The 23,401-nt window shown below is 44.2% G+C and carries 22 protein-coding genes; all 22 read left to right on the top strand.

What is annotated here, in order from left to right; translation table 11 throughout:
- Window position 1: 1 nt before the first annotated feature.
- Entirely contained in the window at window positions 2–769 is a 768-nt protein-coding gene (gene atpB, locus I6N90_RS22475) for a F0F1 ATP synthase subunit A (protein WP_197937977.1), read from the top strand.
- A 100-nt stretch (window positions 770–869) separates the two neighbouring features.
- On the top strand, window positions 870–1,088 hold the full coding sequence (gene atpE / locus I6N90_RS22480; protein WP_197937978.1) for a F0F1 ATP synthase subunit C: 219 nt from the start codon (window positions 870–872) through the stop codon (window positions 1,086–1,088).
- A gap of 86 nt (window positions 1,089–1,174) precedes the next feature.
- Window positions 1,175–1,660 carry a F0F1 ATP synthase subunit B gene (gene atpF / locus I6N90_RS22485; RefSeq protein WP_197937980.1) on the top strand — a complete coding sequence of 162 codons (486 nt, stop codon included), beginning with the start codon at window positions 1,175–1,177 and terminating at the stop codon, window positions 1,658–1,660.
- Window positions 1,657–2,205 carry a F0F1 ATP synthase subunit delta gene (locus I6N90_RS22490; RefSeq protein ID WP_197937982.1) on the top strand — a complete coding sequence of 183 codons (549 nt, stop codon included), beginning with the start codon at window positions 1,657–1,659 and terminating at the stop codon, window positions 2,203–2,205. Before atpF ends, I6N90_RS22490 begins: the two co-directional genes overlap by 4 nt.
- Window positions 2,206–2,220: 15 nt before the next feature.
- Window positions 2,221–3,726 carry a F0F1 ATP synthase subunit alpha gene (gene atpA / locus I6N90_RS22495; RefSeq protein WP_197937984.1) on the top strand — a complete coding sequence of 502 codons (1,506 nt, stop codon included), beginning with the start codon at window positions 2,221–2,223 and terminating at the stop codon, window positions 3,724–3,726.
- Between the two features lie 103 nt (window positions 3,727–3,829).
- The gene (gene atpG, locus I6N90_RS22500; protein ID WP_197937986.1) at window positions 3,830–4,690 is read left to right on the top strand and encodes an ATP synthase F1 subunit gamma; all 861 of its coding nucleotides are present in this window, start codon (window positions 3,830–3,832) and stop codon (window positions 4,688–4,690) included.
- A 32-nt stretch (window positions 4,691–4,722) separates the two neighbouring features.
- Window positions 4,723–6,126, top strand: coding sequence for a F0F1 ATP synthase subunit beta (gene atpD / locus I6N90_RS22505; RefSeq protein WP_197937987.1), 1,404 nt, complete (start codon window positions 4,723–4,725; stop codon window positions 6,124–6,126).
- A 24-nt stretch (window positions 6,127–6,150) separates the two neighbouring features.
- The gene (locus I6N90_RS22510) at window positions 6,151–6,552 is read left to right on the top strand and encodes a F0F1 ATP synthase subunit epsilon (RefSeq protein WP_197937989.1); all 402 of its coding nucleotides are present in this window, start codon (window positions 6,151–6,153) and stop codon (window positions 6,550–6,552) included.
- Window positions 6,553–7,045: 493 nt separating this feature from the next.
- Window positions 7,046–7,411 carry an NADH-quinone oxidoreductase subunit A gene (locus I6N90_RS22515; RefSeq protein ID WP_232243265.1) on the top strand — a complete coding sequence of 122 codons (366 nt, stop codon included), beginning with the start codon at window positions 7,046–7,048 and terminating at the stop codon, window positions 7,409–7,411.
- Window positions 7,402–7,920 carry a NuoB/complex I 20 kDa subunit family protein gene (locus I6N90_RS22520; protein WP_197937993.1) on the top strand — a complete coding sequence of 173 codons (519 nt, stop codon included), beginning with the start codon at window positions 7,402–7,404 and terminating at the stop codon, window positions 7,918–7,920. Before I6N90_RS22515 ends, I6N90_RS22520 begins: the two co-directional genes overlap by 10 nt.
- Window positions 7,917–8,669, top strand: a complete 753-nt coding sequence (locus tag I6N90_RS25175) for an NADH-quinone oxidoreductase subunit C (RefSeq protein WP_197937995.1) — start codon at window positions 7,917–7,919, stop codon at window positions 8,667–8,669. Before I6N90_RS22520 ends, I6N90_RS25175 begins: the two co-directional genes overlap by 4 nt.
- Window positions 8,670–8,676: 7 nt before the next feature.
- Window positions 8,677–9,777 carry an NADH-quinone oxidoreductase subunit D gene (locus I6N90_RS22530; RefSeq protein WP_197937997.1) on the top strand — a complete coding sequence of 367 codons (1,101 nt, stop codon included), beginning with the start codon at window positions 8,677–8,679 and terminating at the stop codon, window positions 9,775–9,777.
- A complete protein-coding gene (gene nuoH / locus I6N90_RS22535) occupies window positions 9,777–10,790 on the top strand; it encodes an NADH-quinone oxidoreductase subunit NuoH (protein ID WP_197937999.1) in 1,014 nt (337 codons plus the stop codon). Before I6N90_RS22530 ends, nuoH begins: the two co-directional genes overlap by 1 nt.
- Window positions 10,791–10,809: 19 nt before the next feature.
- On the top strand, window positions 10,810–11,259 hold the full coding sequence (nuoI, locus tag I6N90_RS22540) for an NADH-quinone oxidoreductase subunit NuoI (protein WP_197938001.1): 450 nt from the start codon (window positions 10,810–10,812) through the stop codon (window positions 11,257–11,259).
- Entirely contained in the window at window positions 11,260–11,775 is a 516-nt protein-coding gene (locus I6N90_RS22545; protein ID WP_197938003.1) for an NADH-quinone oxidoreductase subunit J, read from the top strand.
- A complete protein-coding gene (gene nuoK / locus I6N90_RS22550) occupies window positions 11,776–12,078 on the top strand; it encodes an NADH-quinone oxidoreductase subunit NuoK (RefSeq protein ID WP_197938005.1) in 303 nt (100 codons plus the stop codon).
- Window positions 12,079–12,086: 8 nt separating this feature from the next.
- On the top strand, window positions 12,087–13,973 hold the full coding sequence (gene nuoL / locus I6N90_RS22555; RefSeq protein WP_197938007.1) for an NADH-quinone oxidoreductase subunit L: 1,887 nt from the start codon (window positions 12,087–12,089) through the stop codon (window positions 13,971–13,973).
- 2 nt (window positions 13,974–13,975) lie between these two features.
- Window positions 13,976–15,595 carry a complex I subunit 4 family protein gene (locus I6N90_RS22560; RefSeq protein ID WP_197938107.1) on the top strand — a complete coding sequence of 540 codons (1,620 nt, stop codon included), beginning with the start codon at window positions 13,976–13,978 and terminating at the stop codon, window positions 15,593–15,595.
- A gap of 3 nt (window positions 15,596–15,598) precedes the next feature.
- Window positions 15,599–17,365, top strand: a complete 1,767-nt coding sequence (locus I6N90_RS22565) for an NADH-quinone oxidoreductase subunit N (protein ID WP_197938009.1) — start codon at window positions 15,599–15,601, stop codon at window positions 17,363–17,365.
- Window positions 17,366–18,295: 930 nt separating this feature from the next.
- Window positions 18,296–21,364, top strand: coding sequence for a S8 family serine peptidase (locus I6N90_RS22570; protein ID WP_197938012.1), 3,069 nt, complete (start codon window positions 18,296–18,298; stop codon window positions 21,362–21,364).
- A 35-nt stretch (window positions 21,365–21,399) separates the two neighbouring features.
- Window positions 21,400–21,669, top strand: a complete 270-nt coding sequence (locus I6N90_RS22575; protein ID WP_232243266.1) for a DUF1146 domain-containing protein — start codon at window positions 21,400–21,402, stop codon at window positions 21,667–21,669.
- 329 nt (window positions 21,670–21,998) lie between these two features.
- Window positions 21,999–23,396, top strand: a complete 1,398-nt coding sequence (gene murA, locus I6N90_RS22580) for a UDP-N-acetylglucosamine 1-carboxyvinyltransferase (protein WP_197938013.1) — start codon at window positions 21,999–22,001, stop codon at window positions 23,394–23,396.
- Window positions 23,397–23,401 lie beyond the last annotated feature (5 nt).

Genomic DNA, 23,401 nt, shown 5'->3' on the forward strand with positions numbered 1-23,401 from the left:
CATGCATGAATTTCCCGTCTGGGACGTAGGTGGCTTTCGTATTGATATGTCTACATGGGGTACGATTCTCATAACGATGCTCATTACATTTATTATTGCCCGTCTTGCGGTGCGCAACCTATCGGTTGAGAATCCAGGCAAGATGCAAAACTTTCTTGAATTGGTCATTGAATTCGTTCATAACACAATCGCAAGTGCAATGCCACTGGAGAAGGTTAAACGTTACTTGTTTCTGGGGCTAACGCTTTTCCTTTACATTGTAATCTCCAATCTTCTTGGTTTGCCGTTAGGTGTTGCGTTTGAATTCACTGAAGTAAATGAGTTCTTAGGAATAACGCCTGATTTGCTAGATAAGTACCATGGGCATGTGCATATGGCTTTCTTCAAGTCGCCAACTGCCGATCTATCGGTCACAGCTGGTTTAGCGATTATCGTAATCTTCCTAGTTCATTTCTTAGGCTTGAAAGAAAATCGCAAGTACTATCTGAAGCATTACTTTGAGCCGTTCCCGATCTTCTTCCCGCTTAACGTGATCAAAGAGATTTCGAAGCCAATCACATTGTCCCTTCGTCTTTACGCGAACATCTTTGCTGGTGAAGTATTGATCTCAACAATCTTGAAGCTTGGATTATTCGGATTGCCGTTCCTAGCTGCTTGGCAAGGGTTTAGTATTTTCGTTGGTTTGTTGCAAGGTTTCTTGTTCACGATTTTGACGATGGTGTACATCTCGCAAGCAACTATCCATCACCACGAAGAAGAACATCATTAATAGTTGGTTAAATCTTATATTGGAATCCAAACGGTTCTATATGAGAGCAGTTATAAATTAGTTTTGAATCAAATAACACAAATTCGAGGAGGATTTTTCAATGGAATTAGGAGTATTGGCAGCAGCAGTAGCAGTTGGTTTGGGCGCACTTGGAGCAGGTATCGGTAACGGTCTTATCGTTAGTAAAACAATCGAAAGCGTTGCTCGTCAACCAGAACTACAAAGCAAGCTTCAAACAACAATGTATATCGGTGTCGGCGTAGTAGAAGTAGTGCCAATTATCGCAGTAGTTATCGCGTTCATGGCTTTGTTTACTTAGTAAATAATGAAATTGAAATGGCGGGGAAGGCCTAGCCCTCTTCGCCTTCGTTTTGATTACAAGCTTGTAAGGAAGGAGTTGCAGCAATGGATAAGTTTTTATGGGAATCGATGATATTTCAAATGGTTGCCTTCTTGTTCCTCTTGTGGTTGCTGAGTAAATATGCTTGGGGACCGCTTGTTGCAGTAATGGAGAAGCGCAGAGAACTCATTCGTGAGCAAATGAACACGGCAGAAACTAGTCGTAAAGCGGCTGAAGCATCGATGGATGAGCAGAAGGCTGCGCTCGAGCAAGCGCGTAAAGAAGCATACGGCATAATCGAGCAAGCAAGAACAACTAGCGTGAAGCAAGCTGACGAAATCGTTCAAACTGCGAAATCGGAGGCAACTCGTCTGAAGGACGACGCGCTTAAAGATATCGTAAGTGAAAAGAACAAAGCAATCGCGGCGCTTCGTACGGAAGTGGGCGGCATCTCCGTGAAGATCGCATCCAAAATTATCGAGAAGCAAGTGGACGAAAAGTCCCAAGAACAGCTTGTTGATAAGTACCTGAAAGAAGTAGGTAGCAAATGAGTCGGGACACGGTTGTAGCGAAGCGCTACGCAAAAGCGTTGTTCGAGCTTGCTTCCGCCGCAGGTAAAGTTTCAGAAGTGGAAGATCAGCTTAAGCTGATCGCTGACGCTTTGAAACAAGATGAAGAAACTGTGAAATTCCTTTCGTTGCCAACTGTAGCTCCAGAGGGCAAAATTGCTCTTTTGAAAGCAGTATTCGGTGACAATGTATCTGAGCTTGTGTACAACACTTTGCATGTCCTCGTGACACGCAGACGTCAATCCATCATTGGTGATGTGTACGAAGCGTACACAAAAATTGCTGGTGAAGCATTGGGACAAGCGCATGCGACGGTATATTCGGCTAAGGAGCTTACGGATCAAGAGCTTGCAGACGTTTCAGCTCAATTCGGAAGCATCACAGGCAAAAAAATTATTGCACAGCAAATAGTCGAGCCAGCTCTACTAGGCGGCTTGCAAGTTCGTATTGGCGATCGCCTTTATGACGGCAGCTTGTCAGGCAAGTTGGATCGTTTACAAAAATCTTTGAATTCTAAAGCACTGTAGATAGGGGTGAACGAATTGAGTATCAGACCTGATGAAATCAGCACGCTGATTAAACAACAGATCGAACAATATAAATCCGAGATTCAAGTCGTAGACGTTGGCACAGTCATCAATGTTGGTGACGGTATCGCACGTGTACACGGTTTGGAAAACGCGATGCAGGGCGAGTTGCTCGAATTCGCAAACGGTGTTGTCGGTATGGCCTTGAACCTTGAGGAAAGCAACGTGGGTGTCGTTATTCTTGGACCTTATACAAACATTCGTGAAGGCGACCAAGTTAAACGTACTGGTCGTATCATGGAAGTTCCAGTTGGCGAGGAGCTACTAGGACGCGTTGTTAACCCGCTAGGTTTGCCACTTGATGGTAAAGGACCAGTTAACACAACACAAACTCGTGCGATTGAATCCCCAGCACCAGGCGTTATCGACCGTAAATCGGTTCATGAGCCTATGCAAACGGGTATTAAAGCAATCGATGCGATGGTACCAGTAGGCCGCGGTCAACGTGAGCTTATTATCGGTGACCGTCAAACAGGTAAAACGACGATTGCAATCGATGCAATCATCAACCAAAAAGGTACTGGCGTTAAATGTATTTACGTTGCAGTAGGACAAAAGCAATCCACAGTAGCAAACGTTGTTGAAACATTGCGTCGTCACGGTGCTTTGGATTACACAATCGTAGTTACAGCGGGCGCTTCCGAGCCAGCTCCATTGTTGTTCTTGGCTCCATACGCAGGTATTTCCATGGCTGAGTACTTCATGTACAAAGGCGAGCATGTATTGATCGTTTATGATGACTTGTCGAAGCAAGCTGCGGCTTACCGTGAGCTTTCCCTATTGCTTCGCCGTCCACCGGGTCGGGAAGCTTACCCTGGTGACGTCTTCTACCTACATTCTCGTTTGCTAGAGCGTGCAGCTAAACTTAGCGACAAGCTTGGCGGCGGTTCTATTACAGCATTGCCATTTATCGAGACACAAGCATCTGACGTATCGGCTTACATTCCAACGAACGTAATTTCGATCACAGACGGCCAAATCTTCCTAGAAGCTGACCTATTCTACTCCGGCCAACGTCCGGCAGTAAACGTAGGTATCTCCGTATCCCGTGTAGGTGGATCCGCGCAGATTAAAGCGATGAAGAAGGTTGCTGGTACACTTCGTCTTGACCTTGCGGCATACCGTGAGCTTCAAGCGTTCTCCCAGTTCGGTTCTGATCTAGACAAAGGTACACTTGCTCGTCTTAACCGTGGTGCTCGTACGATGGAAATTCTTAAACAAGGCGCTAACCAACCGATGCCTGTTGAGAAACAAGTTATGTCCATCTACACAGCAGTTAAAGGTCATCTTGATGATATCGCTATCGAAAAAATCTCTCGTTTTGAGAAGGAATTCCTTGCATTCTTGGAATCCAATCATCCAGAGATCGGCGCTTCCATCCGCGATACAAAAGATCTTGTATCCGATAACGAAAAAGCGCTTGTTGATGCGATCAACAAATTTAAGAAAAGCTTTGCCTAATCGGCTCTGAAATATAAGCCTACACCCGTCCATCAGAACAGGTGTAGGCCCCTTACTACGCCCCAGAATGATTTCTTGGGCAAACGAAGGCGGGTGAAAATGAATGGCTAAAGGCATGCGTGATATAAAACGTGAGATCAAGAGTAAACAAAACACGAAGCAAATTACGAAAGCGATGGAAATGGTTGCGGCATCCAAGCTCAGAAGAGCACAGGAGGCAGCAGTTGCAGCAAGACCTTATGCAGATAAGCTTAAGGAGGTAGTTGCAAGCATCGCCGCGGGCACAAAGGACGTTAAACATCCAATGTTAGCAAAGCGTCCTGTCAAAAAGACAGGTTACCTCGTTATTACTTCGGATCGTGGTCTTGCGGGCGGTTACAACGCCAACATCTTGCGTAAAGTAACGCAAACGATTCAAGAGAAGCATAAATCGACGGATGAATACGCTCTGTTCGTCATTGGACGTAAAGGTCGTGATTTCTTCCGCCGTCGTAATATGCCAATCGTGGAAGAAGTAATTGGACTTGTGGATTCTCCGTCATTCGCGGATATCAAAACAGTAGCAGCGACTGCAGTTAAGATGTTTGCAGATGGTTCGTATGATGAACTAAATCTATATTACAACCAATTCGTAAATGCAATTACGCAAATCCCTACTGAAACTCGTCTATTGCCGCTAGAGGAAATTAGCGGAAATAAGTCAGTGTCAGCTTATGAATATGAGCCATCACCTGAAGGCGTGTTAGAAGTGTTGCTACCAAAATATGCGGAAACGCTTATTTACAGCGCAGTTCTAGACGGTAAAGCCAGCGAATTTGGTGCTCGTATGACAGCAATGGGCAGTGCAACAAAAAATGCAACGAAAATGATCAACGGCCTGACGCTTACGTACAACCGAGCGCGTCAAGCTGCTATCACTCAGGAAATTTCCGAGATCGTTGCTGGAGCAAACGCACAATCATAATTTTTATATAAGATGGACCAGGAGGGAAAACAATGAAAAAAGGACGCGTTGTATCCGTCATGGGACCGGTCGTCGACCTTGAGTTCGAACGTGGCAACTTGCCGGAAATTTTGAACGCTGTCAAGATCGAGCAGAAGGCTCAAGCGGGTGGAGTAGATATTAACCTAACGCTTGAAATTGCCGTTCATCTCGGTGACAACTTGGTTCGTGCAGTTGCGATGAGCACAACTGACGGTCTAGTTCGCGGCATGGTAGCAGTAGATACCGGTGCAGCAATTACGATCCCAGTAGGCGCACCAACACTTGGCCGCGTATTTAACGTACTTGGTCAACCAATCGACGAAGCTGGCGATGTGACTTCCAAAGTGAATCTTCCGATTCACCGTGCAGCACCTGCATTTGATGAGTTGTCTACGCAAGCTGAAATCTTGGAAACTGGTATTAAAGTTATCGACTTGCTTGCTCCATACGCTAAGGGTGGTAAAATCGGCCTCTTCGGCGGCGCAGGCGTAGGTAAAACGGTAACGATCCAAGAGCTTATCAATAACATTGCACAAGAGCATGGCGGTATTTCCGTATTCGCAGGTGTAGGTGAGCGTACTCGTGAGGGTAACGACTTGTACCATGAGATGAAGGATTCCGGCGTACTTAGCAAAACAGCGATGGTATTCGGACAAATGAACGAGCCTCCAGGCGCACGTCAACGTGTTGCACTAACAGGTTTGACAATGGCTGAATACTTCCGTGATGAAGAAGGTAAAGACGTTCTATTGTTCGTGGATAACATCTTCCGCTTCACGCAAGCAGGTTCCGAAGTTTCGGCCCTACTTGGCCGTATGCCTTCCGCGGTAGGTTACCAACCAACGTTGGCAACTGAAATGGGTCAATTGCAAGAGCGTATTACATCCACGAAAAAAGGTTCGGTTACTTCGATCCAAGCGATCTACGTACCAGCCGATGACTACACGGATCCAGCTCCTGCAACGACGTTCGCTCACTTGGACGCAACAACTAACCTTGAGCGTAAAATTTCAGAGATGGGTATCTTCCCAGCGGTTGATCCACTGGCGTCGTCTTCCCGTATCCTAAGTGCTGATGTACTAGGTGAAGAGCATTACAATGTTGCTCAAGGCGTGAAGAAAATTCTTCAGCGTTACAAAGAGCTTCAAGATATTATCGCGATTCTGGGTATGGATGAGCTTAGCGAAGAAGATAAAATTACGGTTTCTCGCGCTCGTAGAATCCAATTGTTCCTATCCCAACCGTTCCACGTTGCCGAGCCGTTCACAGGAACGCCGGGTAAATACGTACCGGTTAAAGAATCCGTTCGTAGCTTCAAAGAAATTCTCGAGGGCAAATATGACCACCTACCGGAAGAAGCTTTCCGTTATGTAGGTGTCATTGAAGAAGCCGTGGAGAAAGCCAAAACGCTTTAATAGCGAAGGGCGGGAGGAATCCACATGAGTACCTTTTTGGTAGAGATCGTAACACCAGAGCGCAAGGTGTATGAAGAGACTGCGAATATGGTCAGTGTACGAGGTGTTGAAGGTGAGCTAGGTATTTTGCCTAACCATATTCCACTAGTAACTGCACTTCGCATTGCTCCAGTAACAATCAAGCGTGATGGAGTCGTAGATATCGTAGCCGTTAATGGTGGCTTTATCGAAGTTCGCAAAGATAAAATTGTCATTCTTGCTGAGAGCGCTGAGCTTGCAAAAGACATTAACATCGAACGCGCAGAGGCTGCTAAGCAGCGTGCTGAACAACGTCTTGCTGCTAAGCAGCAAGATCAAGTTGACTTCCGCAGAGCGGAGCTCTCCCTGCAACGGGCGATGAACCGTCTAAACGTGAAGCAGCGTTAATTGATGTAGCGAAAAATAGCAGAAAAAACGTCGATCTATGGTCGACGGTTTTTTTGTTTTTTGGCATTAAACACGCTAACGAATCGTAACACCCTTATTTCGTAAAAATGAAGTGATTTCATAATCTAATGAACCCCACAAACGTTATTTACCTAAAATCAGACTAGTTTCTGCAATAAATGAGCCATTAACGTTATGTAGATTCGTTAGAATAAAAAAACGGTTTTTTTGCTTGATAAGCATTGTACGATTCGTTAGAATTTTTGGTGCTTGGTGCTACCAATCATTTTTCCAAACACGAATTTTGGTTGTGAGCCATTTCTAACTCGAAACGCACATACAAGCTATAAAAGTTGAATAGAATAAACGATTCGGTATGTGCTTACTGTCCAACTCCGTCATAGACGGCTGTGGAAGCATTTGTTATAATTGTGAGGAAAAATTGACCAAGATTAGACATCCTGCATTCCATCCCCAAGACGGAGGCGATTGTTTGGAAAACTACATCAATAACTACGTTGTCGTCGCTATATTCGCAGTGCTAGGATTATTGCTCCCGGTTGTTGCATTAACAGTCGGTAAAATTCTGAGGCCTAAAAAACCAACGGAAATGAAGCAAAGCACATACGAAAGCGGCAACGAACCGGTAGGTGAAGGTCAGGTTAGGTTTAATATTCGCTATTATTTGTTCGCTCTTATGTTTGTTATCTTTGATGTGGAAACCGTTTTCTTATATCCTTGGGCCGTCGCATACAATAAGCTCGGTCTTTTTGTTCTGGTCGAAATGATTATTTTCGCGGGAATGCTGCTCATTGGACTTCTATATGCGTATAAGAAGAGGGTGCTGAAATGGAATTGAACTTGGAATCGATTACATTGGAAGAGCGCAAAGAGCTGGAACGCAACGTATTTATGGGAACGCTAGAGCAGTTAAAAGCTTGGGCGCGTAGCAATTCATTATGGCCGCTTACCTTCGGGCTTGCCTGTTGTGCGATTGAAATGATGGGTACAGGTGCATCACATTATGATCTTGATCGCTTCGGTGTTATGTTCCGCACCTCCCCACGTCAATCTGATGTAATGATTGTTTCGGGCACCGTTACGAAAAAGATGGGCCCATTGCTTCGCCGTCTATACGATCAGATGCCAGAGCCGAAATGGGTCATTGCAATGGGTTCTTGCGCGACCGCTGGTGGTCCATACATTAAGTCTTATGCCGTTATTAAAGGTGTAGATCAGATCGTACCTGTTGATGTATACATACCAGGATGCCCACCGAACCCAGCGGCGCTAATCTATGGTATTAACAAGCTCCAAGAGAAGATACGCTACGAAGCGAAGACCGGAAAGCGGGTGACCGGTCGATGAGTGATGAGGATAAAAAGCAAGATGCTAACATAGAAGGTGAGTCGCAAACATCTGAGGGAGCGCCGACATCTGAACCACAAGCAGCGACGCCAGCACCAGCAAGTGAACCACAAGTGGTGACATCGGAATCAGCCCAAGCACCAGCTGTAGATCCTGAGCGGGAAGCAAAACTGAAAGCTGCTGCTGAAGCAAAAGCAGCTAGACTAGCAGCAAAAGCTAAGGCTGAAGCCGAAGCGGCTGAAGCTGAGCCTGAACAACCAAAGCTTCCATCGGTAAGGCTACCTGAACTTGAACTAATCATCAGAGTGCTTAGCAATGAAGTTGCGAGCGACGCGGTACTAGAGTCATATATCAACGAACTAAATGCCGATATGCCGACTATCGTGTTAAGTGGAGCACATTGGACAAAGGCTGCGGTCGTTTTACGGGATCATAAAGAACTGGATTTTAACTATCTCCGTAACGTATCAGGCGTAGATTATGAGACGCATTTGGAAGTTGTCTATCATTTGTTATCGCTAAAGAGCAGACGGGATGTAGTCATTAAGCTGAGAACCGACCGTGAAGCAGCTTCAGTACCTTCTGCAGCTCTAACCTGGTCAACCGCCAATTGGAACGAACGAGAAATTTATGATTTGTTAGGAATCGACTTTCCCGGTCATCCCGATCTGCGCAGAATTATGATGCCAGATGATTGGGTCGGCCATCCGCTTCGCAAAGATTATGAACCACTCGACTCGGAGGTGTGAGCAACCGGTGATTCGAACAGAAGAACTGCTACTAAATGTAGGCCCGCAGCATCCTAGTACACATGGCGTATTTCGGATTGTAGTAAAGCTTGATGGAGAGGTCATAACGGAAGCAACCCCAGTAATGGGGTATTTGCATAGGGGAACAGAGAAGATCGCTGAAAATCTAAACTTTACGCAAATCATTCCTTATACGGATCGAATGGATTATGTGTCGGCTATGACGACAAATTATGTGCTTGTTCATGCAGTAGAAACAATGATGGGTCTCGAAGTTCCACTTCGTGCGGAATTTCTACGTCTAATTGTTATGGAACTCCAACGTATAGCAAGTCATCTCGTCTGGTGGGGTACTTATTTATTGGATATTGGGGCGATGAGCCCATTTTTATACGCATTCCGAGATCGGGAGATGATCATTAATTTATTCAATGAGCTATGTGGAGCAAGGTTAACGTATAACTACATGCGTGTGGGTGGTGTGAAATGGGACGCTCCTCCAGGGTGGATGGATAAGGTGAAAGAGTTTATCCCTTACATGGAGAAGAAGCTGCAGGAGTACGACAAACTAGTAACAGGCAATGAGATTTTCCTTGCACGGATCAAAGGAATAGGTAAATATGATGCTGCTACTGCTATAGATTATGGTTTGTCGGGTGCTAATCTTAGATGCACAGGCGTCAATTGGGACTTGCGAAAAGCTGAACCTTATAGTCTGTATGAGCGATTCGAATTTGACGTTCCACTTGGTCGGAATGGAGATTGTTATGATCGTTATCGCGTTAGGCTGGAAGAAATTCGCCAAAGCCTTCGTATTTTAAAACAAGCAGTGGAGCAATTCCCGAATGATGGTGAAACGATGGGAAAAGTACCGCGGGCCATTCGTCCACCTGCTGGTGAAACCTATGTGAGGATAGAGTCGCCTCGTGGAGAGATAGGTTGCCATATTGTTTCGAAGGGAAAGGCAGAGCCTTACCGCCTAAAGTTTAGACGACCTTCTTTTGTTAATCTTCAAATATTGCCTAAGCTGCTAGTCGGAGAGTCGATGACTAATCTTATTACGATACTTGGAGGCATTGATATCGTTGTCGGAGAGGTGGACTGCTGATGGGAGCTTGGCTAACTGAACCACTTACGTGGGGAAATGCGCTAATTATGTTTCTGTGGGTTGTCTTATTTTTACTTATTGTACTTGGTTTTGTGACTTATGCAATATATTTTGAACGTAAGGTTATTGGCTGGATGCAATTACGTATTGGACCGAATCGGGTAGGGCCGCTTGGTTTGCTGCAGTCAGTAGCTGATATTTTTAAGCTATTAATTAAGGAAGATACAATTCCGCGCAAAGCTGATCGGCTTTTATTTATTGTTGCTCCGCCCTTAGCATTCATACCTGCATTTATGGTACTAGCGGTAATACCCTATTCACAAAATTTATATTTTGCCGATTTAAATGTAGGGCTTCTCTATTATGTAGCACTTTCAGGCGTATCGACATTAGCCATTGTGCTAGGAGGCTGGGCGTCTAACAATAAGTATGCACTTATTGGCGGTATGCGTTCAGCTGCTCAGATGATTAGTTACGAAGTGCCGCTCGTCATATCAATTGTTGGCGTTGTATTGCTCAGCGGAAGTTTAAACTTGAGGGATATCGTTGCTGCACAGGCGGGCGGATGGTTTTGGGATTGGAACATTATCCCTCAAATCATCGGATTTGTTGTATTCTATATAGCAGCGTTATCTGAATTAAATCGTACACCATTCGATTTGCCAGAAGCTGAATCGGAGCTAGTTGCTGGTTATCATGTGGAGTATAGCGGATTCCGATTTGCCTTCTTCATGTTAGCGGAATATGTGTATGTTTATGCGATTGCTGCATTAACGACGGTACTATTTCTTGGAGGCTGGCATCCACCAGTGCCATTCCTTGATTTTGTACCGGGCATCATTTGGTTTTTATTGAAATTTACGTTTATCGTGTTTTCGTTATTTTGGATAAGGGCTTCGTTTCCGCGTATTCGTGTAGACCAGTTAATGAGCTTAGGGTGGAAGGTGCTTCTGCCTGTAGCATTACTTAACGTATTTCTGACGGCACTCTTCTTGGAGTTGTTCGTTAAATGAGAATAAGGGAGAGACGGACATGAATGGATTGCTGCAAGGACTCGGTGTAACGCTCAAATCGTTAACAGCTCCTAAGGTGACGACCTCATACCCTGATGTACCGATTTTAATGCCAGATCGTTTCCGAGGCATTCAGCATTTTATTCCGGATTTATGTATCGTTTGCAACCAATGCGCACGTATTTGTCCTACCGATTGTATTACGCTTACTGGTAAGCCAAATCCCGACCCTGAGAAGCGGGGTAAAGTGATCGATACGTTCGATATCAATTTTGAGATTTGTATTTTGTGCGATCTCTGCACAGAGGTATGTCCAACAGAAGCGATTGTGATGACCAATCACTTTGAACTTGCTACCTATAGCCGAGATGAATTGTATAAGGATGCAGGATGGCTGACGGACAACAATACACTCGTTCGTGAAGACAATAACAATATCGGAGCACCAGCCAAAGGAGGCGCTAAGTAATTGTTTAACGTCGAATTAACGGGAGAATTTGTCGCTTTCTTCGTGTTCGCGGCGATTATGATTGGGGGAGCAGTCCTCATGATCAGTCTGGAAAAAGTCGTGCACATGGTCGTTTCCATGGCGGCTGTTTTTCTAGGATTGGCAGGTTTATATGTGCTGCTAGATGCTGAATTCGTCGCATTTGTTCAAGTGTTGATCTATGCGGGAGCTGTATCCGTTCTTATGATCTTCGGTATCATGATGACGAAGCATACTGGCGAAAGTGCAGAGCCAGCTAGACCATGGCATGAAGTGCTTGTCGCCGTGGGGGCACTTAGTTTATTTGGTTTATTATTTTACGCCATACGCTCAACGGCTTTCCCAGAAGTAGCGCCAATGCAAGGTGTAGAAGACAACACGTTGGCGATCGGTGAACTATTATTTACAGGGTACATCGTGCCTTTTGAACTGTTGTCTATTTTGCTAACAGTTGCTTTTATTGGTGCAATCGTTATCGCTAAGAAGGAGGCTGATTAAATGCTGCCTTCCTATCTCACTATAGCTGCAATATTGTTCTGCATTGGCTTATACGGTGCACTATCGAAACGGAATGGGATTATTATTCTTTTGTCGCTTGAGTTAATGCTAAATGCAGTAAACTTAAATTTGGTCGCCTTTTCAAAATATGGCGTCATCCCGTCATTAACGGGACAAATTTTCTCCATATTTTCAATTACAGTCGCAGCGGCAGAAGCTGCAATTGCTGTGGCGATACTCATTGCTCTATTCCGTGCTCGTGGCACGATCAACATCGAAGCATTCAATCGAATGAGGAGGTAAGGCTGGTTATGGACATGTACACAAAAGTTGCCTGGATCATACCGCTGTTACCGTTCGTTTCTTTTTTGTTATTGACTGCTCTCGGCAAAGGTTTTCGTACAGCTGGTATATGGATCGGAACAATAGCCTCACTTAGCGCATTTGTTGTGTCACTGCTTGTTTTACTGGAACGGTTAAAACCGAACGCGGTTGATTATAACAATGGCTTTGATTGGATTACTATTAACGAGTACGTATTCACTATTGGGTTTGAAGTTACTAATTTAACTGCATTAATGCTCGTCGTTGTGACACTTGTTAGTTTTCTGGTCAATCTTTATTCAGCAGGTTATATGAAAAACGATGAACGTATAACCGTCTTTTATGGTTATATCTCATTGTTCACCTTTTCTATGTTAGGACTTGTTTTATCCGACAATATGTTGTCCTTATATATTTTTTGGGAGCTTGTTGGTGTATGTTCGTTTCTGCTTGTTGGTTTCTGGTACACAAAACCCGCAGCTCGGGCTGCAGCCAAAAAAGCATTTATCGTCACACGTATTGGGGACGCAGGATTGTTAATCGGCATTCTGCTTCTTTTCTGGTATATGCCTGGACATTCGCTTGGTTTTACGATGATCGAAAGTGTATTTGACGGACAAGGTGGAACAATTGCAACTAGCATTACAACGGTCATAGCACTACTGATCTTCTTAGGAGCGGTGGGTAAGTCAGGCCAGTTTCCATTGCATGTTTGGTTGCCAGATGCGATGGAGGGTCCAACTCCGATTAGCGCACTCATTCATGCAGCAACAATGGTAGCTGCCGGGGTATTCCTCATCGCCCGTACATTTGACATTTTTGAAGCATCAGCTTTTGCGATGGAGACAGTTGCGTATATTGGAGGCTTTACTGCTATATTCGCCGCAACAATCGCCCTCGCGCAAAATGATATAAAAAGAATACTCGCTTATTCCACCGTCAGCCAACTTGGATTTATGATGATGGCGCTTGGGCTTGGTTCGTTAACAGGTGGTATCTTCCACTTATTCACTCATGCATTTTTCAAAGCATTGCTATTTCTTGGGGCGGGAAGCATTATTCATGCTGTACATACACAAGACATCAATGAAATGGGCGGGTTAGGCAAAAAAATGCGTATTACCGCATGGACATTCGGCATTGGGGCATTGGCGCTTTCAGGTATTCCGCCGCTTGCAGGCTTTTGGTCGAAAGATCTTATTTTAACGGTTGCGTTAGAAGAGAATCCGCTCCTCTTTGTTATTGGTTTGGTAGCAGCATTCTGTACGGCGCTATATATGACAAGACTGTTTATCCTCGTCTTCTTAGGTAAAGCAAAGTCTTCCAAAGGAAGCGAAGTGTTAGGAAAAGTGAAGGAGTCACCATGGGTGATGACAGTGCCACTTCTCGTACTTGCTGTACTTTCCGTGGTCGCTGGATTTGTGGAGACGCCTTGGAATGGCTGGTTAGGGACATGGCTGAGTGATGATGCGGAAGCACCTCATGGTAGTACAATTGCAATCATTTGTTCTATTGCGGTTGGTGTGCTTGGCTTGCTAGTTGGATGGCTCATCTATGGTAAAGGTAGTATAAGCCGTACATTCGTTACTGAACGTATGCCATGGCTGATCAGACTGCTTGAACGCAAATATTTTGTAGATGAGTTTTATGAAGTCGTTGTCATTCGTTCGTTACGTAATTTGGGAACAGGTTTAATAGCATTCGACACTTATATTATCGGGGGAGTAGTAAAATTAGCAGGTTCCGCTGCAAATGGTGCAAGTAAAATTGCACTCAGACTCCAAAATGGACATGTACAAACGTATAGTGTTGCAGCTGTCATAGGTGTTTTGGTCATAGTCATTACAATTATCGGAAGGAGGATTCTATCGTGAGCATTTTACATGATATCCCCATTCTTTCGATAATTTTATTAGCGCCGGTCCTTGGATTTACGATTATTCAGTTGCTTCCGAAACATCAAGGAGGCTGGCTGAAGATTGCAGCTATTATTACGACTTTAGTGCCGCTTGCTCTTTCTATATGGCTGTTTGTCGATTATGACAAGCAACAAGGTGGTCAGGCTTACAGCGAGTCTTATAACTGGGTTAAAGCCCCAATAGCGCTATTCCAGGGAGATGCAGAATGGTTATTTTCATTCCAGTATTCACTTGCTATTGATGGGTTGTCATTACCGCTTCTACTACTTACAGCGTTAGTGACAGCAATGGCAGCTATGGCTGCGATTCATGTGAAGAAACGTTGGAAAGCTTTCTTCAGTTGGTTCTTATTACTTGAGTTTGGTATGTTAGGTGCTTTTATGGCACGTGACGTTTTCTTGTTTTTTATTTTCTTCGAAATTACGTTGATAGCTATGTACTTCCTAATTGGCATATGGGGCTACTACAATCGAGAACGAACGGCTAATCAATTTTTGATCTACAACGGTATTGGTTCGGCTATTATGTTGATTGCATTCGTAATACTAGTTAATACAGCAGGTTTCCGGATTGAGGAGACAACGCAAGGGATTCAGTACATTTACAGCGGAAGTTACGCAGACATAACAAGTAATTTAACGGACCCCGATGCTTACGTTAATCTCCCAGAAGATGCGATTCAAGGCGGTAATCCATTCAATATAAGCGAAACTATGCAATGGACATTGTTTATTATGCTACTCGTCGCTTTTGGTATTAAGCTTCCTATTTTCCCTTTTCACTCTTGGATGCTCAAAGTACATAAGGAAGCGTCGCCGGCAGTTGTAATGATACATTCTGGTATATTGCTCAAGATGGGTGCGTACGGACTTATACGATTTGGATTTTTCTTATTCCCTGAACAAGCGCGTGAGTGGGCTGTCGTATTAGCAACACTAGGTGTCATTAACTTGTTGTACGGTGCAATCCTCGCATTCCGACAAGTGGAGTTCAAGCTTGTACTTGCATACTCCTCAATTAGCCATATGGGCATCGTCTTGATCGGTCTTGCAGCTTTCAATGAAATTGGTTTGCAGGGAGCGCTGTTCCAGCTTATCTCTCATGGACTTATATCTGCATTATTATTTTTGATCGTGGGAAGTCTCTATGAGCGTACAGGCACAACAGAGCTTAATCAGCTTGGCGGTCTTGCTCGTTCAATGCCTTTTATGAGCGGTGTTCTTCTAGCAGCGGGGCTAGCTTCGCTTGGTTTACCTGGTTTGTCTGGGTTTGTAGGCGAGTTTCTATCATTGCTAGGACTGTTCGAGTCGATGAAATGGTTAGCAGGCTTCGCAGTTCTTGGAGTTATTTTGACCGCAGTCTACGTATTGAGAAGTGTACTAAAAATAACGTTTGGTCCGCAAAAGGAAAGCTACTCGGCACTTCGTGATGCGAGATTTATCGAAGCACTACCGATGGTGATACTTCTAGCATTTATTATATTGTTAGGCTGCTATCCATCCGTCTTAACAGAAACAGTGGATCATAGCATTAGTAGCTTTATGGACGTATTACACGCAACAAAGGCAGGGGGATAAGCGATGCCGGGGGAAACGATATTTAAACCACTAACATGGTCGGATATGCTGGTAATGGCTCCTGAGCTAGCGCTTGGCGCGTGGTTTGTACTGTTAATAGTGCTTGAGATGTTGTTGCCGCAACGAATAAGACGAACATGGATAGGTGGGCTAACGTTGGTTGGTCTGCTGGGAGCATTCACTTTAGTTTTACTACGTATGATTGATATGCAGGGAGACGAAACGGTAGGTATAATTTCACTACTTGGCGATAGTTATCGGGTTGACGATTTTGGTAATCTGATGAAACTGTTATTCCTTGGGGGTACAGCACTTGTAACGTTGCTTGGAATTGGTTCTGTACAAAATGATCGTACGATAACGGAAAAGGGCGAATATTTCTACCTGTTAATACCTGCCGTTATTGGTGCAATGATCATGGCTTCGTCAGGAAACTTGGTGACATTGTACATTGGACTAGAGCTGCTTAGTATAACGAGTTATGTGCTTGTAGGTCTTCGCAGAAAATCATCCCTATCTGCTGAGGCAGCATTCAAATATGTAGTAACGGGCGGCATATCGTCTGCATTTATTTTGTTCGGTATGTCGTATGTGTACGGAGTTACTGGTGCAGTAGACTTTACAGGTATACGCGCAGCGTTACCAATGGCATTAGAGAATTATGAATCCCTTCTATATGTCGGATTTGCATTTATGCTTGCTGGTTTTGCAATTAAAATTGCAGCAGCGCCTTTTCATGCATGGTCGCTAGATGTCTATCAAGGTGCTCCAACGTCAATTGCTGCATTCCTAGCTGTTGTGTCCAAAGGAGCAACACTTGCGATAATTATCCGCATTATGTTCGAGAGTGTGTTGTTCGCAGAATCGCCTGCTGACGCAGCGAGTGGATTGATAAGTGTGAGTGACGATATATTTTTCGCGGTGCTGCTGATTGCTGCAACAGCTATGCTAGTAGGCACGATTGCCGCTCTTAGGCAGATGAATGTGAAGCGGCTGCTTGCTCTATCTGGTGTTGCAAATGGAGGTTACTTGCTAGTACCGGTAGGCATCTCTTTTACATTCGGGCACATCAATAATATAAATGAGATACTGTTTTATCTTGTAGCTTATCTATTAATGACAATTGGCGCTTTTGCCATTCACACAGTCGTTAGTCGAGCAGTTGGACACGACGAACTGAGTGGTTTTGCAGGTATGTACTATCGTGCGCCGTGGACAGCTGTCGCTATGACCATCTTTGTATTGTCACTAGCGGGACTTCCCATCTCAGCGGGATTCTTCGGGAAACTATTCATTTTATTGGGAGCAGCTCAGGCAAAAGCGTACTGGATCGTCGTCATTATGGTCCTCAGCAGTGTCATTTCGTACTATTTCTACTTTGGGCTTATTCGCCAAATGTTCATGAGAAGTAGTAACGGCGTTTCCTTATCCGCATCGCTGAGAAGCGGGATAAATGAAGAGTTAGGCCAAAATCCGCATGACGGAAGTGAAGTGAATAAAGGTGCAAGTGCGCAGGGACATGATTCGGAGGAAACATTCACGATTAATAATGTGAGCAGAACAGTGAATGAGGAAGTAGAAACGGAAACAACTGTTAAATCAGTTAATGAAACTGTAGCTACTGGAATAATTAAAATCCCGGTTACTATAGGCATAGTCATCTGGTTCTGCGCTTCTTTAACGTTAGCTGTTGGTTTGTTCCCAGGTCTTCTCTCTACTCTTATTGATTTTTTATTTTCTATAGAGTCATTTTTGACGAATATACAGTAGACATAATAGAAAATTGTAAAAATGTACATGTATAGTAGCGACACTTGTCATCAAAGCGTATAGGAAATAGTCGTTTCGGATAATGTCTAAGTCGGTATATGGAAGCTAGTATCAATGATGATACTGTGCTTGCGTATACCGATTTTTTTAAATTGATTCAATACAACAAGATGTGGGTAATGAATTAAGAGACAATTCTTTGAACTTTTATGGGGGGAGTTTCTTTTTGTGCGAAGTAAAAAGTGAAAAGTGTCAAAACGTAATTAAGAATTATTGTGATATCTCTTGCAAGAAGATTACAATGGAAACGATTTAACATGTAGAAAAACTGCTTATTTTATTTGTTTTCAAAGCATGATATCTATTTATCATGTTATCGAAGGGTAAGCATATATTAAGGGTACTTTGGTGGTTAGAAGCTATAGATCTATTGTGATTGACTTACATCTTAAGTGCATTAATACACTTAGATATTTGTTTTTTCGTGATCAGCTTGGAATTAAGTACATTAATACGCTTAGATTTTGGCTTATTTGCGATGGACTAACAAATAAGCGCATTAATACGCTAAGATGTTAATTTCTCAGAATTAACAAGGTTAATAGAGAAATTGGGACAGATTTCGGAGAAGTTGTAGACAAAACACAGTAGTAGTTTAATAAATAATACAATCAGAAATTTTAGATAGGAAGTGTAGCGGGCGAAACAGTCCGTCAGTCTGTCATACAATCGAAATGAGAGCGACGGTCTAAAAAATGGTAAGCTATACGAATTTATAGTTAAGTGCAGCGCGTCTTAACGAACAATTCGTATCTTTAGCCACTCTAGCAGAATATGACTATTGTTGTGCCCTCTTTCTATGAAAAAAAGAAGGGAAAACGTATTCGTTAAACGAAATATTAATGAAATACGTTTAAAGGCAGAAAACTAATGACGATTAATTGGAATTCCATTATCGATATAAATCGAGATCAGCAATCGCCTCATCTCGAATCGAATAGCAGCAACGCGATCTTGCCGCGCGAGCGGAAACCAAACGAGCGCCTCGACTACCGTAGAGGCGCTCACAGCCTTGCACCACAAGCGCGCGGCAAACGTCTACGCCGCGCGCTTGTGGTGCTGCTGATCGGGAGCGTAGCGCTCGGGGGCGTAATAGCCCCCGTCGCTCCTGCTCCCGTAGCAGGGGCGCTAGCGTCCGCCGTATACGCGGACGCAGGCGCAGCCCTTGAGCAGCCGCAAAGCTGGCTGCTCAAATGGACTTCCCCCGCGAAGGCGCATAAGCTGCGCGGGGTGGAAGTGATCCGCCGCCAAGAAGCTGCGGCGGTGGAAGTCGTGCGTCCCGCTGCGGACTGGGGCGAGGACGTGGATGCGTGGCTTGACCGGCTAAGTGAAGAGCCGGGCGTCGAATACATACATCCGAATAACCCAGTCAGCATCTTATCCTTGTCTGCCGATGATGAAGAGGTCCAAGCGGATAGTGAGCGTACGGTCGCAGCACCATTAGCGGCAGTGCCTAATACGAACCCTAATGACCCTGAGCTTCCTAAGCAGTCGCATCTCGCACAAATAGGTGCGCAGAAGGCATGGGAAACAGTACGAGAACAAAAAGAACTTACGATTGCGCTCGTGGATACTGGTGTTGAATTAGATCATCCTGATTTGAAGGATAATCTTGTTCAAGGAGCGAACCTCGTTAACCCGAAGAAGTCGCCTGCTGACGACAATGGTCATGGGACTAGTGTTGCTGGTGTTATTGCTGCGGCAGGCAATAACGGTATTGGTGGTTCTGGCGTACTGTGGAGGGCTAAGATAATGCCAGTAAAAGCATTAGATGAGTGGGGAGACGGCACGGAGCTTGATCTTGGTGAAGCTATTTTGTATGCCGTAAAAAACGGCGCCAAAATAATTGTCATGTCCGTTGGTCTGCATCGCTATTCCCCATACATGCAAGACATCGTAAACTATGCCGAAAATAAGGGTGTTCTGCTAGTAGCTGCATCTGGCAATGACGGAGTTAAATCAGGTAATAAGACTGCTGTTAAATATCCTGCAGCATATCCGACAGTCCTTGCAGTAGGGGGAGTTCAGCCTAACAATAGACCAGACCAGCGTTCTAATTCAGGTACTGAGCTTGATATACTTGCTCCATGGAATGTGTTCACAACAGCTTTAGGAGGAAAGTACAAGCAAGAAGAGGGAACTTCGATGGCAGCTCCTCAAGTTGCTGCGGCTGCCGCTCTAGTGTGGGCACAACATCCTGAGTACAAACCATTGGAAGTTCGTGAACTTTTGCGACAAACGGCGAAGGATATCGGAGTTAAAGGTGTTGATTCTACTTCGGGCTACGGTCTACTTGCAGTAGATAGAGCAGTCCAGGCTATTTTATTCAAAGATGCCAATGAACCAAATGATCGTCGTCAGTCAGCGACAACTTTTCCACTATTCAACGAAATGAAAGCATCAATTGGAAGTGCTGACGATATGGACTGGTACGTTATTGAGACCCCCAATGAAGGTACACTCACATTGAATTACAGAGGTGCACCAGAGGGCGGTGGAACAATACCAGTTGTTCGAATCACTCATCACAGTGGGGGTAAGCTTACGCGCGCTGAAGACATTAAGTTGTCTAGCAAAATCATCGAGTTTGATGTTAGCAAAGGTAAACAGGTTATTGGGCTAACTTTCAGTAATCCAGATGTAAAACAATCACTAAACTATTCGTTAACGAATTCTTTTGCTATTTGGCCAGATAGATTTGAACCAAATGATCAATTGAACCAAGCGAAAAGATTAGAAGCGAAGTCACAATCCGTTACGGGAACCTTTGGTCAAACAGGTGATCGTGACTGGTATGTAGTCGATTTTCAGCAAGACGGTAAGCTAGAGCTATCACTTAGTACAGATACTGTACGGATCGATCCAGGTCTTTCTTTGCAAAAGGATGGTCATTCCCTTATTCTTTACGATGAGCATAGAGAAGGAGAGGGCGAACACTCACCCGTCATATCTGTCACCCGGGGTAAATATTATATACGTGTTCACAATGCAATTGCTTTGGAAGCAAGTCCGACGATTGGCCATTATACGCTTAAGATCGGCTTTACACCCCAATTAGACGATCCTAATGAACCAAACGATAAATCCTATGAAGCTTTATTAATGAGTCCTGGTACCGAGTACAAGGGTGTTATGGGTACTGCTTCCGATACGGATTGGTTCCAGTTCCGAGTGTCTAGTCAAAGTGTTGTTAGCTTATCTGTATCAGGGATTCCTTCAGATGCAACGCTTCAATTGGAAGGCTTAGACAAACGAATGACACGTATTGCATCAGGAAATTCAGGTACGAGCGGTAAGCTAAAGACGTCCGAACAAGTACTGAAACCAGGTGTTTATTATGTGAAGCTTACTTCGAGCAAAGCGTTTAATAATCAATTTTATCGATTGAATTTGCAATCAGAGGAACTCATTTCGGGTTTTCGGGATATAAAGGGGCATTGGGCTAAAGATGATATTGTTAGCTTAACGAAACTGAATATCGTTAAAGGTGTTGGTGGGTACCGCTTTGAGCCTGAGCGGTCGATTACACGAGCAGAAGCTGTTGCGATGATTGTAAAAGCTTATAAGCCTATAACAAATATGGCTACCTCTAAGCAGTTTACTGACGTTAGCGCCTCTCATTGGGCGAGTGGAGCAATCCAGAAGGCGGTGCAGCAAGGTTGGGTACGTGGATTCCCGGATGGGAGCTTCCGACCTAATTCACCTATTACAAGAGCTGAGATGGCTGTCATAATTGGTTATGCTGAAGCGCTTAAGGTACAGTTCCCGCTTGCCCGTCCATTCGCTGATGTAGCCCCAAACGATTGGTATTCCCCGATGTTGTTTGCCATGAAAGTTGATGGTAAGCTGCAAGGAATCGAGCGAAATCAATTTAAGCCTGATGAAAAAGCCAGTCGGGGACAATTTACATCACTTTTATATCGATATTATAAAGATTAGTTTGATGGGTTAATCGACTACATGGAGGATGCAGTATGGATGCGGATGCAAATAACTTATTCAATGAAATGCAAACTTTAACGGGATTAACCGGACTGTTCTCCATTATTGTTCAACTTATTAGCATATTTCTAGTTTGGATTTTGCTAAAAGAAGTGAAGTGGGAAGCGATATTCCGCTTTCCTCGCAGCTTGAAAGCAAGGATGTTTCAAGTACTTCTTGCTGTTGCCATTGGTCATTTGCTTGCGCAGTTTGTTTTACAATACTGGGACTATTCAACCATGCTTAGAAGTTTTGTCGAATAACCTAGACGAAACATGTTAACAATGGGTAATACAAAGCTACATTTTTTGGTGAAATTAGTCGATAAGTTTGTATACAAAAATAATTGTTATAAGGAATAAAAGTGGTAATTCAAGGAATATAGTCGTAAATAACCCATTAGGGAGACTATTCCACTCTTATTCTGGCCATGTAATGTGTAAAAAGTGGAAAGAATTTACCCTTGTCGATTATTGATGCATAATGTTAAGATGAAGTTTAGTAATGTGATCGAAGTTTGTCCAAATATTCACTCAATAAGAAAATTTATTAGCATGCAATAGAAATTGCTATTCGCGGAGGGAACACAAAGATGACTAAAATTATCGTCCGCGGAGGCCAGCGTTTAATGGGCACAGTCCGCGTAAGCGGCGCAAAAAATGCAGTGCTCCCCATTCTTGCTGCCTCATTGTTAGCGACTGAAGGAGATAGCGTCATTTGTGACGTGCCCCTCTTAGACGACGTTATGACGATTCAGAATGTGCTTGCCTCATTGGGAGCTCAGGTTACTTATAAGAATGAAACGATGCGTATATCAGCGCCAATTATTACTTCATGTGAAGCACCATATGAGCTAATCCGCAAGATGAGAGCTTCCTTCTTAGTGATGGGGCCGCTTCTAGCGCGTATTGGCAAGGTTAGAATTTCATTGCCAGGTGGCTGTGCAATTGGGACTCGTCCCATTGATCAGCATTTGAAAGGCTTTGAAGCGATGGGGGCAGTCATTACCCTTGGTCATGGATTCATTGAAGCGAGCACGCCGACACGACTTGTTGGCGCCAAAATTTATTTGGATGTTGCAAGTGTAGGAGCAACTGAAAACATCATGATGGCTGCGGCACTCGCAAATGGAACAACAACAATTGAAAACGCGGCAAAAGAGCCTGAAATTGTTGATTTGGCGAACTATATTAATGCTATGGGCGGTAAGATCCGCGGCGCAGGTACAGGAATGATTCGTATCGAAGGCGTGGAACGGCTTAGCGGTGCAAAACATAACGTCATTCCAGATCGTGTTGAAGCAGGTACTTATATGATTGCATCTGCCATTACTGGCGGGGATGTATTCATTGAAGGAGCCATTGCTGATCATCTTACTCCAGTCATTTCTAAGCTACAGGAAATGGGCGTAGAAATTACGGAGAGCGATAACGGCATTCGAGTTCGTTCGAGCACAACGCTTCGTTCTGTGGATGTCAAAACGTTGCCTCATCCAGGTTTCCCAACGGATATGCAATCGCAGATGATGGCTCTACTGCTCGTATCTGAAGGTACAAGTGTAGTGACGGAAACCGTTTTTGAAAATCGTTTTATGCATGTAGAAGAATTCCAAAAGATGAATGCACATATTAAAGTAGATGGTCGATCTGCAATCGTTACTGGAGGCATTCCACTTACAGGTGCGAAAGTATGTGCAACCGATCTACGTGCAGGTGCAGCCCTTATATGTGCAGCACTACGAGCTGATGGTGAAACAGAAGTTACTGGCCTTCATCATGTGGATCGTGGTTATGTCGATATTACCGGAAAACTTGCATCACTAGGTGCGATCATTTATCGAGAAGAGTCGGAGAGCGAGACTTCTTCAACAGTTGCCGCTGGTGCACTAGGCAAAAGTACTGCAGTCGCTGGAGCGACGTTAAACGACTCAGCATCATACAAACGGGAGAAAGAGGTAGCTGTTATGAAAGTACAGCCAACCTGGGCGTAATACGC

The organism is Paenibacillus sp. GSMTC-2017, assembly GCF_016019935.1.
In the GTDB taxonomy this organism is placed as follows: domain Bacteria; phylum Bacillota; class Bacilli; order Paenibacillales; family Paenibacillaceae; genus Pristimantibacillus.

What these genes read in the sequence shown, in the direction of transcription:
- atpB (WP_197937977.1), top strand. Translation starts at nt 2, where the DNA reads ATGCATGAATTTCCCGTCTGGGACGTAGGTGGCTTTCGTATTGATATG.
- atpE (WP_197937978.1), top strand. Translation starts at nt 870, where the DNA reads ATGGAATTAGGAGTATTGGCAGCAGCAGTAGCAGTTGGTTTGGGCGCA.
- atpF (WP_197937980.1), top strand. Translation starts at nt 1,175, where the DNA reads ATGGATAAGTTTTTATGGGAATCGATGATATTTCAAATGGTTGCCTTC.
- I6N90_RS22490 (WP_197937982.1), top strand. Translation starts at nt 1,657, where the DNA reads ATGAGTCGGGACACGGTTGTAGCGAAGCGCTACGCAAAAGCGTTGTTC.
- atpG (WP_197937986.1), top strand. Translation starts at nt 3,830, where the DNA reads ATGGCTAAAGGCATGCGTGATATAAAACGTGAGATCAAGAGTAAACAA.
- atpD (WP_197937987.1), top strand. Translation starts at nt 4,723, where the DNA reads ATGAAAAAAGGACGCGTTGTATCCGTCATGGGACCGGTCGTCGACCTT.
- I6N90_RS22510 (WP_197937989.1), top strand. Translation starts at nt 6,151, where the DNA reads ATGAGTACCTTTTTGGTAGAGATCGTAACACCAGAGCGCAAGGTGTAT.
- I6N90_RS22520 (WP_197937993.1), top strand. Translation starts at nt 7,402, where the DNA reads ATGGAATTGAACTTGGAATCGATTACATTGGAAGAGCGCAAAGAGCTG.
- I6N90_RS25175 (WP_197937995.1), top strand. Translation starts at nt 7,917, where the DNA reads ATGAGTGATGAGGATAAAAAGCAAGATGCTAACATAGAAGGTGAGTCG.
- nuoH (WP_197937999.1), top strand. Translation starts at nt 9,777, where the DNA reads ATGGGAGCTTGGCTAACTGAACCACTTACGTGGGGAAATGCGCTAATT.
- nuoI (WP_197938001.1), top strand. Translation starts at nt 10,810, where the DNA reads ATGAATGGATTGCTGCAAGGACTCGGTGTAACGCTCAAATCGTTAACA.
- nuoK (WP_197938005.1), top strand. Translation starts at nt 11,776, where the DNA reads ATGCTGCCTTCCTATCTCACTATAGCTGCAATATTGTTCTGCATTGGC.
- nuoL (WP_197938007.1), top strand. Translation starts at nt 12,087, where the DNA reads ATGGACATGTACACAAAAGTTGCCTGGATCATACCGCTGTTACCGTTC.
- I6N90_RS22565 (WP_197938009.1), top strand. Translation starts at nt 15,599, where the DNA reads ATGCCGGGGGAAACGATATTTAAACCACTAACATGGTCGGATATGCTG.
- I6N90_RS22570 (WP_197938012.1), top strand. Translation starts at nt 18,296, where the DNA reads ATGACGATTAATTGGAATTCCATTATCGATATAAATCGAGATCAGCAA.
- I6N90_RS22575 (WP_232243266.1), top strand. Translation starts at nt 21,400, where the DNA reads ATGGATGCGGATGCAAATAACTTATTCAATGAAATGCAAACTTTAACG.
- murA (WP_197938013.1), top strand. Translation starts at nt 21,999, where the DNA reads ATGACTAAAATTATCGTCCGCGGAGGCCAGCGTTTAATGGGCACAGTC.